Origin of the sequence: Acidovorax sp. NPDC077693 (genome assembly GCF_044542805.1) — a bacterium.
Taxonomy (GTDB): Bacteria; Pseudomonadota; Gammaproteobacteria; order Burkholderiales; family Burkholderiaceae_C; genus Acidovorax.
The window spans coordinates 67,649-81,113 of the sequence record NZ_JBITVD010000021.1; the positions used below are offsets into that span (position 1 = coordinate 67,649).

The following is a 13,465-nucleotide window of genomic DNA, read 5'->3' on the forward strand; positions in this document are numbered from 1 at the left end:
ATTCGGAGATTGCCATGGACTCGATCAACCAGAACCAGCCCGAGGACACCCACAAGCACTTGACCGGAAACGATGCCACGCAGCGCATCCGGGACATGGCCGAGGATGCCCAGTCGTGCTTCTTTTGCACCAACGCTCCCCACAGTGAAACGGGCGGGACGCGGCCCATGGGCGTGGAGAAGGTGGACGAAGCCGGCCACCTGTGGTTTCTGAGCGCGTCCGACAGCCACAAGAACCGCGAGATCGAAGCAGACCCCAAAGTGCGGATCTTCATGCAGGGTTCCAAGCACTCGGGCTTTCTGGTGCTGGACTGCACCGCCAGCATCCACCGCGACCAGGCCTTGATCGATGAGCTGTGGGATCCCATCATGAAAACCTGGTTCACCGAAGGAAAGCACGATCCGCGCATCACCGTGATCGAAGTCGCGCCCGTGTCGGGCTACTACTGGGACACCAAACACGGCAGCCTGGTCGCTGCCACCAAGATGGTGATTGGCGCGGCCATCGGCAAGACGCTGGACGACTCGGTGGAAGGGCGCCTTCGCCCATGATGCAGGGCCTGCGGCGCCTGGGCCGTGCCATTACCGAGCTCCCGGTGGTGGGTGTGCTTTTGGTGGCCGTGCGCAATTACGTCTTGCACCAGAGCGCCAACCAGGCGGGCAGCCTGGCATTTTCTGCCGTGCTGGCGATGTTCCCGCTGTTGCTGCTGCTATCGGCAGCGGCGGGCTTTGTCGGCCAGCCCGGCGACGCGGCCGCGCTGGCCGAACGGGTGCTGGGCTACGCGCCGCAGCTGGTGCGCGATGTGATGCAACCCGTGGTGCAGCAGGTGCTGGCTCAGCGCAACGAGGCGCTGCTCACCGTGGGGCTGGCCATCACGCTGTGGACCGGTTCCTCCGGCATGCAGGCGGTGCGCTCGGCGCTCAACCGCTCGTACGGCATCGACCGGGGTCTGCCGTTCTGGAAGGCGCGCATCAAGTCCACGCTGTTCACCGTGGTGGTGGGGTCGGGGCTGCTGCTGGTGTTCAGTTCCGTGATCGTCATGCCGCGCATCTGGCAGTTCGTGGTCACCAATGTCGCGGCCGACGGCGACGAGGCGATCTGGCTGTACGACAGCGTGCGCTATGGGGCCGCCTACCTCACGCTGGTCGTGCTGTATGCGCTGCTGTATGGCTGGTTGCCGGACATTCCACAGCGCGTGGCCACGGTGCTGCCGGGCGCGCTGGTCGGCGCAGCGCTGTGGGTGGTCGCTGCGGCCACGCTGTCGTACACCCTGCGCACCGCGGGCAAGTTGGTGTTGATCTACGGCAGCTTTGCGGGCGTGGTCGCCACCCTCGTGTTTTTGTACGCGAGCGCGACGACGCTGATCTACGGCGCGGAGGTCAATGCGGTAATCCGCGAGCGGCATTGACAGCGCGCGGGCTCCCTACAGGCTGAAGTCGTAGTCCACCGTGATGGGCGCATGGTCCGAAAACTTCTCGCCCTTGTAGATGGACTCGCTGCGCGCCAGCGCTGCCAATGCCGGCGTGGCCAGGTGGTAGTCCAGCCGCCATCCCACGTTGTTCGCATACGCCTGGCCGCGATTGCTCCACCAGGTGTAGGCCGTGTCGGTAGCCGTGGGTTGTAACTGACGGTAAACGTCGATGAGCCCGCCGCCTTCATCAGTTGTGTGTAACAACTTTGTCATCCACGCACGCTCTTCGGGCAGGAAGCCGCTGTTTTTCTGGTTGCTGCGCCAGTTCTTGAGGTCGATCTGCTGGTGCGCGATGTTGATGTCGCCGCACAGGATGAACTCGCGTTCGCCCTTGGTGCGCATGAGATGGGGATGGAACTCCGCCAGAAAGCGGAACTTGGCCAGCTGGCGCTCCTCGCCCGACGAGCCGCTCGGGAAGTACGCACTGATGATCGACAGCTTGCGCGCGGGCGTGTCAAAGCGCAGTTCGACATAGCGGCCCTCGGCGTCGAACTCGGCCGAGCCGTAGCCCACGACCACGTCGGACGGCTCGTGGCGCGTGTAGATGCCCACGCCGGAGTAGCCTTTTTTCTGGGCAAAGTGAAAATGCCCCTGCAGGTCTGCCACGCGTTCGAAGCGGTTGGCGATGTCGGCCGCCTGGGCTTTGACTTCCTGCACGCAAATACAATCCGGCCGCGTGGCTGCCATCCAGCTTTCCACGCCTTTGCTGGTGGCCGAGCGAATGCCATTGAGATTGAGGCTGGTTAATTTGAACAAGGATTTTCCCATGGTGGATGTTGGCGCACAAAAAGATGGTCAGGGCCAGCTGGCGCAGGATTTTGTACGTTTTGCGGTCGAATCGGGGGTGCTGCGCTTCGGCGAATTCAAGACCAAGGCCGGTCGCTTGAGCCCGTACTTCTTCAATGCGGGACTGTTCGACGATGGCAGCAAGATGGGCCGGCTGGCGGAATTCTATGCAAAAGCCCTGATCGCCAGCGGCATCGAATTCGACATGGTCTTCGGTCCGGCCTACAAGGGCATTCCCCTGGCCGCCACCGTCGCCGTGGAGCTGGCGCGGCTGGGGCGCAACGTGCCTTTTGCGTACAACCGCAAGGAGGCCAAGAACCACGGCGAGGGCGGGACCCTCGTGGGAGCGCCGCTGAAGGGCCGCGTGCTCATCGTGGACGACGTGATGTCCGCCGGCACGGCAGCCCGTGAGTCGATCGCCATCATCCGCGCGGCCGGTGCCACCCCGCACGCGGTAGCCATTGCGCTGGACCGTCAGGAGAAAGCCACCGAGAATGGCCAGGACGTGGACCACAGCGCGGTCCAGTATGTGCGCCAGCAACTGGGCATGCAGGTGTGCACGATCGCGCGGCTGGCAGACTTATTGCTGTATCTCTCGCAAAACGGGGGGGAGGGGATGCGTTCCCATCACGAAAATGTGCTGGCATACCGCCAGCGGTATGGCGTCAATGAAGGGTGAATGATTTGAGCAGGTCGGCGTGGATCGTCGGTACGGTGTTGTGCGCCACCCTGGTCGCGGATCTCGCGCGCGCGCAGCAGCCGCCAAGCGGTGGCATCTATACCTGTGTGGATCGCAACGGGCGCAAGCTCACGGCCGACCGCCCCATTCCGGAATGCCTGGACCGCGAACAGCGTGAACTGAGCCCGATGGGCACGGTCCGCCGCCAGATCGGCCCGTCGCTCACGGAGAACGAGCGTGCGGCCCAGGAAGTGCAACGCCGCAAGGAGGCCGAAGAGCGCGCCCGTGTCGTCGAAGAGCGCCGCCGCGAGCGCGTGCTCACGGCCCGCTACCCCGACAAGGCCACGCACGATGTCGAACGCGCCGCCGCCATCCAACTGGTGGACGACGTTACGGCCACGGCAGAAAAGCGCATTGCCGAACTCAAGCAGCAGCGAAAAGGCTTCGATACCGAAATGGAGTTCTACAAGAAGGACCCCAACAAGGCGCCGATGACGCTGCGCCGCAAGATCGCGGAAAACGAAGACAGCATTGCCGAGCAGCAACGCTTTTTGGCCGGGCAGGACCAGGAAAAGCGCCGGGTGCACCAGCGCTTCGATACCGAACTGGCGCTGCTGCGCAAGCTGTGGGAGTCGCAGCGGGCACCGGCACTGGCACCTGCGGCCACCGGCGCAGGAGAGCTTGCTGCGCCCGCTGCGTCACGCTAGGCGGTAGATTCAAAGAGCTTGTATCCGGCCTGCGCGCAGCGGGGCGACGGCACGAAAAAAGGGGCATGATGCCCCTTTTCCGTTGCTGCATGCCGGGGAGTTTTCCACCCCCGGAGTTGATCACTCAGCCTGCCAGCTTGGCGCGCAGCACGTCGTTGACCTGCTGGGGATTCGCCTTGCCCTTGCTGGCCTTCATGATCTGGCCGACCAGCGCGTTGAAGGCCTTGTCCTTGCCCGCGCGGAACTGCGCCACGTTGTCCGCGTTGGCAGCGATGACCTCGTCGATGATCGCCTCCAGCGCGCCGGTGTCGTTCATCTGCTTGAGGCCCTTGGCCTCGATGACTGTATCCACCTCGTGGCCGTCACCCGTCCACAGCGCGTCGAACACCTGCTTGGCCGCGTTGTTGGAGATGGTGCCGTCGGCAATGCGCGCGATCAGCGCGGCCAGCTGGGCCGACGATACCGGCGCCTGCTCGATGCCGGTCTCCACCATGTTCAGGCGGCGCGACACCTCGCCCATGATCCAGTTGCTGGCGAGCTTGGCTTGGCCACACGCCTTGGCCGCGGCCTCGAAATACGCGGCCATGGCCTTGCTCTGCGTCAGGGTCGTGGCATCGTACTCGGGCAGGCCATAGTCCGCCACGAAGCGCGCCGCCATGGCGCGCGGCAGTTCGGCCATCAGCGCGCGTTGTTCGTCGACCCACTGCTGCGAGATGTGCAACGGCGGCAGGTCCGGGTCCGGGAAGTACCGGTAGTCGGCCGCATCTTCCTTGGTGCGCATCGCACGCGTCTCGCCCGTGTCGGGGTCGAACAGCACGGTGGCCTGCTGGATCGCGCGGCCGTCTTCGATCTCTTCGATCTGCCAGCGGATCTCGTAGTCGATCGCCTGCTGCATGAACTTGAAGCTGTTCAGGTTCTTGATCTCGCGGCGCGTGCCCAGCGGCTCGCCCGGCTTACGCACCGAAACGTTCGCATCGCAGCGGAACGAGCCCTCCTGCATGTTGCCGTCGCAGATGCCGATCCAGGTCACGATCTTGTGCAGCTCCTTGGCGTAGGCCACGGCCTCTTCGCTCGAGCGCATGTCGGGCTCGGTCACGATCTCCAGCAGGGGCGTGCCGGCGCGGTTCAGGTCGATGCCCGACTGACCGATGAAGTCCTCGTGCAGGGACTTGCCCGCATCTTCTTCCAGGTGGGCCCGCACCAGGCGCACGGTCTTTTTCTCATCGCCCAGAAAGAACTGCACTTCGCCGCCCTGCACGACCGGGATCTCGAACTGGCTGATCTGGTAGCCCTTGGGCAGGTCGGGGTAGAAGTAGTTCTTGCGGGCAAAAATGCTCTTCTGCGCAATGTGGGAGCCCAGAGCCAGTCCTAATTTGATAGCGCAGACCACCGCTTCGCGGTTCATCACCGGCAGCGTGCCGGGCAGCGCCAGGTCCACCGGCGATGCCTGGGTGTTGGGCTCGGCGCCGAAGGCGGTGGGCGAGCGGCTGAAGATCTTGCTCTGCGTGGCGAGCTGGGTGTGGGTCTCGAAGCCGATGACGACCTCGTAGCCGTGGATCAATTTGGGGGTCGTCGTCATGTCACAGGCCTCCGGGTTGGCGGAGGTGGTAGTCGGTGGCTTGCTGCAGGCGGTGCGCAGCGTTCAGAAGGCGGGCTTCCTGGAAGTAGTTGCCGATGAGCTGCAGGCCCACGGGCATGCCGGCGTCGCCAAAGCCCGCGGGCACGCTCATGCCGGGCAGGCCGGCGAGCGAGCCGGGAAGGGTGAAGATGTCGGCCAGGTAGTCGGCCAGCGGGTCGGCGCCGTGCTCGCCCAGCTTCCAGGCCACGGTGGGTGCCACGGGGCCGGCGATCACGTCGCAATCCTTGAACGCGTTCTGGAAGTCGTCGGCGATCATGCGGCGGATCTTCTGCGCCTGCAGGTAGTACGCGTCGTAGTAGCCGTGGGACAGCACGTAGGCGCCGATCATGATGCGGCGCTTGACCTCGTCGCCAAAGCCTTCGGCACGCGTCTTCTTGTACATGTCCACCAAGTCGGTGTAGTCCTTGGCGCGGTGGCCGAACTTCACGCCGTCGAAGCGCGACAGGTTGGACGACGCCTCGGCCGGGGCGATGATGTAGTACACCGGGATCGACAGCTCCGTGCGGGGCAGGCTGATGGGCACGAGTTTGGCGCCGAGCTTCTCGTATTCCTTGAGCGCGCCGTCCACGGCAGCGCGCACGTCGGGTGCCAGGCCTTCACCGAAGAACTCGGCAGGGATGCCGATGCGCAGGCCGTCGATGGAGTCGTTGAGCGAGCGGCTGAAGTCTTCCGCGGGCACGTCCAGGCTCGTCGAATCACGGTCCGGATCGGGGCCGCACATGGCGGACAGCAGCAGCGCGCAGTCCTCGGCGCTGCGGGCCATCGGGCCGGCCTGGTCAAGGCTGGAGGCGAACGCGATCATGCCGTAGCGGCTGGCCCGACCATAGGTGGGCTTGATGCCGGTGATGCCGCAGAACGACGCCGGCTGGCGGATGGAGCCGCCCGTATCGGTGCCGGTGACGGCCGGGGCCAGGCGCGCGGCCACGGCCACGGCGCTGCCGCCCGAGGAGCCGCCGGGGACGCGGCTGGTGTCCCATGGGTTGCGCACCGGTGCGGGCGCATCGAAACCCACCGGGGCCACGGCAGAATTCTCGTTGGCCGAGCCCATCGCGAACTCGTCGCAGTTGAGCTTGCCCAGCGTCACCGCGCCGGCGTCGGCCAGCTTGGCCACCACGGTGGCGTCGAACGGCGACTGGTAGCCCGCCAGCATCTTCGAGCCTGCGGTGCTGGGGAAGTCGCGCGTGACGAAGATGTCCTTGTGCGCCAGCGGCACGCCTTCCAGCGCGCCTGCCGTGCCCGCGGCCAGGCGGGCATCGGCGGCGCGCGCCTGCGCCAGGGTGGCTGCTTCGTTCAGCGCCACAAAGGCGCCCAGTTGGGGGTGGGCCTGGGTGCGCGACAGAAAATGCTGCGCGGCTTCCACCGCAGAAAATTGCTTGTCGCGCAGGCCGGCGGCCAGTTCGGTCACGCCCAGGTCGTGCAGGGCTTTGTTCGTGGTCATGGTCATGCGGGCCTTCCTCACTCGATCACTTTGGGGACGAGGAACAGGCCACGCTCCACGGCAGGGGCGCTCTTCTGGTTGGCTTCGCGCTGATTGGGCTCGCTGGCGACGTCGTCGCGCAGGCGCAGGGCCACGTCCTGGATGGCCGCCACGGGGTGCGCCAGCGGTGCAACGCCCGAAGTATCCACAGCCCGCATCTTTTCCACGATGTCGAAGAAGCCATTGAGCTGTGTCAGCATGCGCTCACTTTCGGAGGGTGTCAGCTCAAGCCGCGCCAAATTGGCAATGCGGCCGATGTCCTGGGGGGTCAGTGCCATAGGGAGGAGAATCTAGAGAAACCAGAAGTAAAGCTGTGATCCACGCCGCGCCGGGGGGAGTTATTCACAGGGGATCGGGTATTATCCCGGCTTTGCCGCAATAGCCTCCTTCCTGCCGGTCATTGTGCGAAAAAAGCGATATTTGACCCCGTAAACCCGGCGATGGCAGGCCGACGTGCATGCCGTGCCTGAGAGGATTTTTGAATGTTCGGAGCTTTCCGTCGGTACTTCTCCACCGACCTTGCCATTGACCTTGGCACAGCCAACACCCTCATCTTCGCCCGCGACAAAGGCATCGTCCTCGACGAACCTTCCGTGGTGGCCATCCGCCACGAAGGCGGGCCCCACGGCAAGAAAGTCATCCAGGCCGTAGGCCGCGAAGCCAAGGCCATGCTGGGCAAGGTCCCGGGCAACATCGAAGCCATCCGGCCCATGAAGGACGGCGTGATCGCCGACTTCGTGATCACCGAGCAGATGATCAAGCAGTTCATCAAGATGGTGCACCCGCGCACGCTGTTCACCCCCAGCCCGCGCATCATCATCTGCGTGCCCTGCGGCTCCACCCAGGTCGAGCGCCGCGCCATCAAGGATGCCGCAGAAGCTGCTGGCGCCACTGCTGTCTACCTGATCGAAGAGCCCATGGCTGCCGGCATCGGTGCAGGCCTGCCAGTCTCTGAAGCCTCGGGCTCCATGGTCGTCGACATCGGCGGCGGCACCACCGAGGTGGGCGTGATCTCGCTGGGCGGCATGGTCTACAAGGGCAGCGTCCGCGTGGGCGGCGACAAGTTCGACGAAGCCATCATCAGCTACATCCGCCGCAACTACGGCATGCTGATCGGCGAGCCCACCGCAGAAGCCATCAAGAAGAACATCGGCTCGGCCTTCCCCGGCTCCGAAGTGCGCGAGATGGAAGTCAAGGGCCGCAACCTCTCCGAAGGCGTGCCGCGCAGCTTCACCATTTCTTCCAACGAAGTGCTGGAAGCCCTGACCGACCCGCTCAACCAGATCGTCTCCGCCGTCAAGAACGCGCTGGAGCAGACCCCTCCTGAACTCGGCGCCGACATTGCCGACCGCGGCATGATGCTGACCGGCGGCGGCGCGCTGCTGCGCGACCTCGATCGCCTGCTGGCCGAAGAAACCGGCCTGCCGGTGCTGGTGGCCGAAGACCCGCTGACCTGCGTGGTGCGCGGCTGCGGGATTGCGCTGGAGCGCATGGACCGCCTGGGCAGCATTTTTACCAGTGAATAATGGCACTCCCCCCTGAGTCGCTTCGCGCCTTCCCCCCTCTCTCTGCGCGCTCCGCGCTCCGGGAGTGTGGACGCACCCCGTGGCCTGGCAGAGCCAGTTCCACGGGTGCGCTGGCCTGGGCCTCGCCAGTTTTTTAAGGTAGGGGTAGCGCACAGCGCTATGAATCACTGACATGCCGCTGGGTACCCTCGAGCGCAGCGCTCCCCCCTTCTTCAAGCAAGGCCCTTCGGCCCTGTCGCGTTTGGCCGTCTACAGCGCTTTGGCGCTGTTTCTCATGGTGGCCGACGCACGCTTTGAGCTCACCGGCCCGTTCCGTCAGGCGGTGGGCACGGTGCTGTACCCCGTGCAGTGGCTCATGCTCAAGCCCGTGGAGATGGCTGGCCACAGCTCGGACTATTTCCAGTCGCTGACCACGGCCCAGCAAGAGCTGGACGATGCGCGCAAGAAGATGACCGCCATGGGCCAGCGCGCCACCCAGGCCGAGCAGCTGGCGCTGGAAAACACGCGCCTGCGGCAACTGCTGGCGCTGCGCGAGCGGCTCGAAACGCCGGCCCAGGCGGCCGAGGTGATCTACGACACCGCCGACCCGTACACGCGCCGCGTGGTGCTCGACCGCGGCCAGATGGGCGGCGTGGAGCTGGGCTCGCCCGTGATGGACGAGGCCGGCGTGCTGGGCCAGGTCACGCGGGTGTTCCCGCTGGTGAGTGAAGTCACATTGCTGATCGACCGCGACCAGGCCATCCCCGTGCTGAACATCCGCACCGGCGCGCGCGGCGTGGCCTACGGCGACCCGGTGGCGGGCCACGGCGGCGGCATGGAGCTGCGCTTCATGCCCGCCAACGCCGATGTGCGCGAGGACGACCTGCTCACCACCAGCGGTGTGGACGGGCTCTACCCCTCGGGCTTGCCCGTGGCCAAGGTCGTGCGCGTGGAGCGCCGCGCCGACTCGGCCTTTGCCCGCATCTACTGCGTGCCGCTGGCGCAGGTGCAGGGCGCGCGGCACGTGGTGGTGCTCAAGCCGCTGGCCGACAACGCGCTGCCCCGGCCCGAGCCTGCGCACCCGGCGCCGGCCAAGCGCGGGGCGCGCAAAGGATGACAACCATGCCGCCACGTGCAGCCACCCGGCCGTTGGCCCGCGTGCCCGCAGCGGGCACACTGCATTTTCTGAAAGGGCCCACGCCATGATCATGCCGCGCGGCGAGCCCTTGCTGCTGCCGGTCAACCCGGTGTTCATCGGCGTGAGCCTGGCCGTGGGCCTGGCGGTCAACATGCTGCCGCTCGGCCGCATCGTCTGGACCCCCGATCTGCTGATGGTGTTGCTGGTCTTCTGGGGCGTGCACCAGCCGCTGCGCATCGGCATGGGCGTGGCATTCGTGCTGGGCCTGTGCATGGACGTGAGCCAGTCCGCGCTGCTGGGTCAGCATGCGCTGTCGTACACCGTGCTGTCGTTCGGCGCCATCGCCATCCACCGCCGCCTGCTGTGGTTCAGCGTGCCGTCGCAGGCGCTGCAGGTGCTGCCGCTGTTTGCGCTGGCGCACGCCATCGAGCTTTTGCTGCGCATGGCGGCGGGCGGCCTCTTTCCGGGGCTGTGGAGCTTTCTGGCGCCGCTGATCGAGGCGCTGCTGTGGCCGCTGGCCAGCTGGGTGCTGCTGGCGCCGCAGCGCCGGCCGCCGGACCGTGATCAGAACCGGCCGTTGTGATGAAGCTCCCCCTGAGTCGCTTCGCGCCTTCCCCCTCTCCTTCGGGAGGGGGACGCCACCCGTGGCCTGGCAGAGCCAGTTCCACGGTGGCACTCGCCTGGGCTGCGCGCTTGCGTAGGCTGCGCCGAGTGGTGAGGCACCTTCTGCGCCACTTCGCGTCTTCCCTTTTTCTGTCGGGACGGGGGCACGCCCGTGGCCTCTTGCCGTCAGCTCCAGTGGTGGCAATCGCCGGGGGCATAGCCGTCTCGCGGAGCGCGCTTGGGTTTCGCCATGGAGCGCAACGATGACCGAGCTGCGCAACAGCGAAGCCGACGCATCGCGGTTTCGGGTGCGGGCGTTCGTCATCGGCCTGGTGGTGATGTTCGCATTCGGCCTGGTGGTGGCGCGGCTGGTGTACCTGCAGGTGGTGCGGCACGAAGACCTGGCGGCGCAGGCCGAGAGCAACCGCACGGCGGTCGTGCCCATCGTGCCGAACCGGGGGCTGATCCTGGACCGCAACGGCGTGGTGCTGGCCACCAACTACTCGGCCTACACGCTGGAGATCACGCCCTCGCGCGCCGGCGTGCTCGATGAAACCATCGACGAGCTGGCCAAGATCGTGGACATCCAGACCCGCGACCGCCGCCGCTTCAAGCGGCTGATGGAAGAGTCGCGTAACTTCGAATCCCTGCCCATCCGCACGCGGCTCACCGACCAGGAGGTCGCGCGCTTCACGGCGCAGCGCTACCGGTTTCCGGGCGTGGACATCAAGGCCCGGCTGTTTCGCAACTACCCCATGGGCGACGTGGCGAGCCACGCCATCGGGTACATCGGCCGCATCAACCAGACCGAAAAGGCGCGCATCCAGGACTCGGAGGACGAGGCCAACTACCGCGGCACCGAATACATCGGCAAGCTCGGCGTCGAGCAGAGTTTCGAGTCGTCGCTGCACGGCACCACCGGCGTCGAGCAGATGGAGACATCGGCCGGCGGCCGTGCGGTGCGCAAGCTCTCCAGCCACGCGGCCACGCCCGGCGACAGCGTGATGCTGTCCATCGACATCAAGCTGCAGAAACTCATCGAGGAGCTCTACGGCAGCCGCCGCGGCGCGCTGGTGGCCATCGACCCGCGCAACGGCGAGATCCTGGCCCTGGTGAGCAAGCCCACGTTCGACCCCAACCTCTTCGTCGAAGGCATCGACGTGGAGAACTGGGCGGCGCTCAACGAGTCCATCGACAAGCCCCTGCTCAACCGCGCGCTGCGCGGCACCTACCCGCCGGGCTCCACCTACAAGCCCTTCATGGCGCTGGCGGCACTGCAGCTGGGCAAGCGCTCGCCCAGCCTGGTGGTGAACGACCCGGGCTCGTACACGTTCGGCGGCCACACCTTCCGCAGCCACGAAGGCGGCCTGGGCGGTGTGGACATGCACCGCGCCATCCAGTTCTCGAGCAACACCTATTTCTATTCGCTGGCCGTCGAGATGGGCGTGGATGCCATCCATGACTTCATGAAGCCGCTGGGCTTCGGCCAGAGCACGGGGATCGATCTGAACGGCGAAGTGCGCGGCACGCTGCCCAGCACCGAGTGGAAGCGCAACACCTACAAGCGCGCCGACATGAAGCGCTGGTTCCCGGGCGAGACGGTGTCGCTGGGCATCGGCCAGGGCTACAACAACTTCACCATGCTGCAGCTCGCGCTGGCCGAGGCCACGCTGGCCAACGGCGGCACGCGCTACCGGCCCCACATGGCCAAGGCCATCAAGAACTCGGTCACCGGCGTGGTCACGGAGATCGTGCAACCCCCGGGCGAGAACCTGGGCTATTCCCCGAAGAACGTGGAGATCGTGCGCAACGCCCTGGTGGCCGTGAACAAGGGCGGCACCGGCACGCGCGTGTTTGCGGGCGCGCCCTACACCTCGGCGGGCAAGACCGGCACGGCGCAGGCGGTCAGCCTGGGCCAGAACGTGAAGTACAACGCCAAGGCGCTGGAAGAGCACCAGCGCGACCACTCGCTGTTTGCCGCCTACGCCCCTGCCGAGGCGCCCAGCATCGCCCTCGCGGTGATCGTGGAGAACTCGGGCTTTGGCGCAGCGCACGCCGCGCCCATCGCGCGCCGCGTGTTCGACTACTGGCTGCAGGGCGACTACCCCAGCGAAGAAGACATCGCCGCCGTGCAAAAGGGCCTGGCCTCCGCCCCCATCGGCAAGCCACGCCGGGCGGCCGACGTGGCCCTGCCGCTGCCCTGACGCAGCGCACCAGCGTCTGCGCGGCGCGGCCCGGTCCTCCGGGTACCGCCCGCGTTGCATGCGATTGCAATTGCTATCGTTTCGGTAGCTTGCGGCGCTTACCCAGCAAGCGGTAGGCGGCTGTTGGGGCATAACGGCGTGGCCGCATGAACGACTTTCTCTCAGACTCTACATCGTCCATCCGTTCGGGCTGCGCTCGTCTAAGCCTTGCGCGCTCGGGCACGCCCTGGCCTCGACAGGCCCAGCCCGAACGGATGGGGGTCTGAGGCCTGCAGCGCATCCGGCAGTGTTGGATTCAGCCCGGTAGCCGCACCTTGGTGTGGGCGGATGGCGCCAGCTGGCTGAACACCAGCGCCGCGACGATGAGCGCCGCGCCGGCAAGGCCGGCCCACCCCAGCCGCTCTCCCAGCAGCGCCCAGGCGGTGAGTGCGGCAAACACGGGCTCCAGCCCGAAGACGATCGCGCTGCGCATCGCATCCACCCGCTGCTGGCCCCAGGCCTGCAAGCTCACCACCACCACGCTCGCCAGCAGGCCCAGGTACAGCAGGGCCACCCAGGCATCGGCGGGCAGTGGGGCGGCGGATTGCCGCAGCCAGCCCATGCCGCCGCCCTGGCCCAGCAGCAGGGCGGTGGACGCCAGCGCCATCACCGTGGCCTGCGCAGCCGCCATGCGCGTGGCGCGCAGCGGGTGCGCGGCCGTGCGGCTGGCGCAGGCCTCCAGCGCCAGGATGTACAGCGCGTAGAACACCGTGCTCGCCAGCGTCAGCGTATCGCCCAGGTTCCAGGGCTCGTTCTCGTGGAACATCAGGGCCATGCCGGCACACGCCATGGCGCACGCGGCCCACAGTGCCCAGCCGTAACGGCGCCCCAGCGCGGCCATGGCGATCAGCGGCACCACCAGCACATTGAGCCCGGTCACGAACGCATTGCGGTTGCTGCTGGTGCGCGCCAGCCCCTCGATCTGCAGCCAGAACGCCAGGAACAGCAACACCCCCAGCGCACAGCCCCACCGTCGCTCGGCGCGCCGCATGCCCCACCACAGCGGGGCCAGCACCACCAGCGCGATGACAAAACGCAGCCAGATGATCTGCAGCGCATCCAGGTGCGCGGACAACAGTTTCATGGCGGGGAAGGTGGTGCCCCACACCACGGTCACTGCCAGCAGGGCGATCAGGCCCAGACGTTCGGATTTCATAGGCTCCAAAACAAGAAAGGGCTGGCCGGTTTCCCGGCCAGCCACTTGCAAAAGATTCCTT

13 protein-coding genes are annotated in these 13,465 nt (G+C 66.5%); 8 read left to right on the forward strand and 5 right to left on the reverse strand.

Annotated features, from left to right (window positions below; translation table 11 throughout):
- Positions 1 to 14 precede the first annotated feature (14 nt).
- Together ACIGHN_RS24360 and ACIGHN_RS24365 are read left to right on the forward strand one after the other, a co-directional pair.
- On the forward strand, positions 15 to 551 hold the full coding sequence (locus tag ACIGHN_RS24360) for a pyridoxamine 5'-phosphate oxidase family protein (RefSeq protein ID WP_396506664.1): 537 nt from the start codon (positions 15 to 17) through the stop codon (positions 549 to 551).
- Positions 548 to 1,408 carry a YihY/virulence factor BrkB family protein gene (locus tag ACIGHN_RS24365; protein ID WP_056410167.1) on the forward strand — a complete coding sequence of 287 codons (861 nt, stop codon included), beginning with the start codon at positions 548 to 550 and terminating at the stop codon, positions 1,406 to 1,408. Before ACIGHN_RS24360 ends, ACIGHN_RS24365 begins: the two co-directional genes overlap by 4 nt.
- 15 nt (positions 1,409 to 1,423) lie before the next feature.
- On the opposite strand, the gene ACIGHN_RS24370 is transcribed toward ACIGHN_RS24365, so the two are convergent.
- Entirely contained in the window at positions 1,424 to 2,227 is an 804-nt protein-coding gene (locus ACIGHN_RS24370) for an exodeoxyribonuclease III (protein ID WP_396506726.1), read from the reverse strand.
- Positions 2,228 to 2,237: 10 nt separating this feature from the next.
- Between ACIGHN_RS24370 and pyrE the strand changes: the two genes are divergently transcribed.
- Positions 2,238 to 2,936, forward strand: a complete 699-nt coding sequence (gene pyrE / locus ACIGHN_RS24375) for an orotate phosphoribosyltransferase (RefSeq protein ID WP_396506666.1) — start codon at positions 2,238 to 2,240, stop codon at positions 2,934 to 2,936.
- A 5-nt stretch (positions 2,937 to 2,941) separates the two neighbouring features.
- Positions 2,942 to 3,643: a DUF4124 domain-containing protein gene (locus ACIGHN_RS24380; RefSeq protein ID WP_396506668.1), complete on the forward strand. Its 702-nt coding sequence runs from the start codon at positions 2,942 to 2,944 to the stop codon at positions 3,641 to 3,643.
- Positions 3,644 to 3,767: 124 nt separating this feature from the next.
- On the opposite strand, the gene gatB is transcribed toward ACIGHN_RS24380, so the two are convergent.
- Genes gatB through gatC form a run of 3 tightly spaced genes read right to left on the reverse strand, consistent with a single transcriptional unit; the run spans position 3,768 to position 7,037 of the window.
- On the reverse strand, positions 3,768 to 5,222 hold the full coding sequence (gene gatB, locus ACIGHN_RS24385; protein ID WP_396506669.1) for an Asp-tRNA(Asn)/Glu-tRNA(Gln) amidotransferase subunit GatB: 1,455 nt from the start codon (positions 5,220 to 5,222) through the stop codon (positions 3,768 to 3,770).
- Position 5,223: 1 nt separating this feature from the next.
- Positions 5,224 to 6,726: an Asp-tRNA(Asn)/Glu-tRNA(Gln) amidotransferase subunit GatA gene (gene gatA / locus ACIGHN_RS24390; protein ID WP_056422074.1), complete on the reverse strand. Its 1,503-nt coding sequence runs from the start codon at positions 6,724 to 6,726 to the stop codon at positions 5,224 to 5,226.
- A gap of 11 nt (positions 6,727 to 6,737) precedes the next feature.
- Entirely contained in the window at positions 6,738 to 7,037 is a 300-nt protein-coding gene (gatC, locus tag ACIGHN_RS24395; RefSeq protein ID WP_056164851.1) for an Asp-tRNA(Asn)/Glu-tRNA(Gln) amidotransferase subunit GatC, read from the reverse strand.
- Positions 7,038 to 7,241: 204 nt separating this feature from the next.
- Here gatC and ACIGHN_RS24400 point away from each other — a divergent pair, with 204 nt between their 5' ends.
- The 4 genes from ACIGHN_RS24400 (at position 7,242) to mrdA (ending at position 12,209) form a co-directional block, all read left to right on the forward strand.
- Positions 7,242 to 8,285 carry a rod shape-determining protein gene (locus ACIGHN_RS24400; RefSeq protein WP_005798130.1) on the forward strand — a complete coding sequence of 348 codons (1,044 nt, stop codon included), beginning with the start codon at positions 7,242 to 7,244 and terminating at the stop codon, positions 8,283 to 8,285.
- A 172-nt stretch (positions 8,286 to 8,457) separates the two neighbouring features.
- On the forward strand, positions 8,458 to 9,381 hold the full coding sequence (gene mreC / locus ACIGHN_RS24405; protein WP_056410159.1) for a rod shape-determining protein MreC: 924 nt from the start codon (positions 8,458 to 8,460) through the stop codon (positions 9,379 to 9,381).
- An 85-nt stretch (positions 9,382 to 9,466) separates the two neighbouring features.
- Positions 9,467 to 9,985, forward strand: coding sequence for a rod shape-determining protein MreD (gene mreD, locus ACIGHN_RS24410; RefSeq protein ID WP_056410157.1), 519 nt, complete (start codon positions 9,467 to 9,469; stop codon positions 9,983 to 9,985).
- A gap of 283 nt (positions 9,986 to 10,268) precedes the next feature.
- Positions 10,269 to 12,209 carry a penicillin-binding protein 2 gene (gene mrdA / locus ACIGHN_RS24415; RefSeq protein WP_396506672.1) on the forward strand — a complete coding sequence of 647 codons (1,941 nt, stop codon included), beginning with the start codon at positions 10,269 to 10,271 and terminating at the stop codon, positions 12,207 to 12,209.
- A 295-nt stretch (positions 12,210 to 12,504) separates the two neighbouring features.
- Here mrdA and ACIGHN_RS24420 read toward each other — a convergent pair whose 3' ends face one another.
- Positions 12,505 to 13,404: a DMT family transporter gene (locus ACIGHN_RS24420; RefSeq protein ID WP_396506674.1), complete on the reverse strand. Its 900-nt coding sequence runs from the start codon at positions 13,402 to 13,404 to the stop codon at positions 12,505 to 12,507.
- Positions 13,405 to 13,465: the final 61 nt, after the last annotated feature.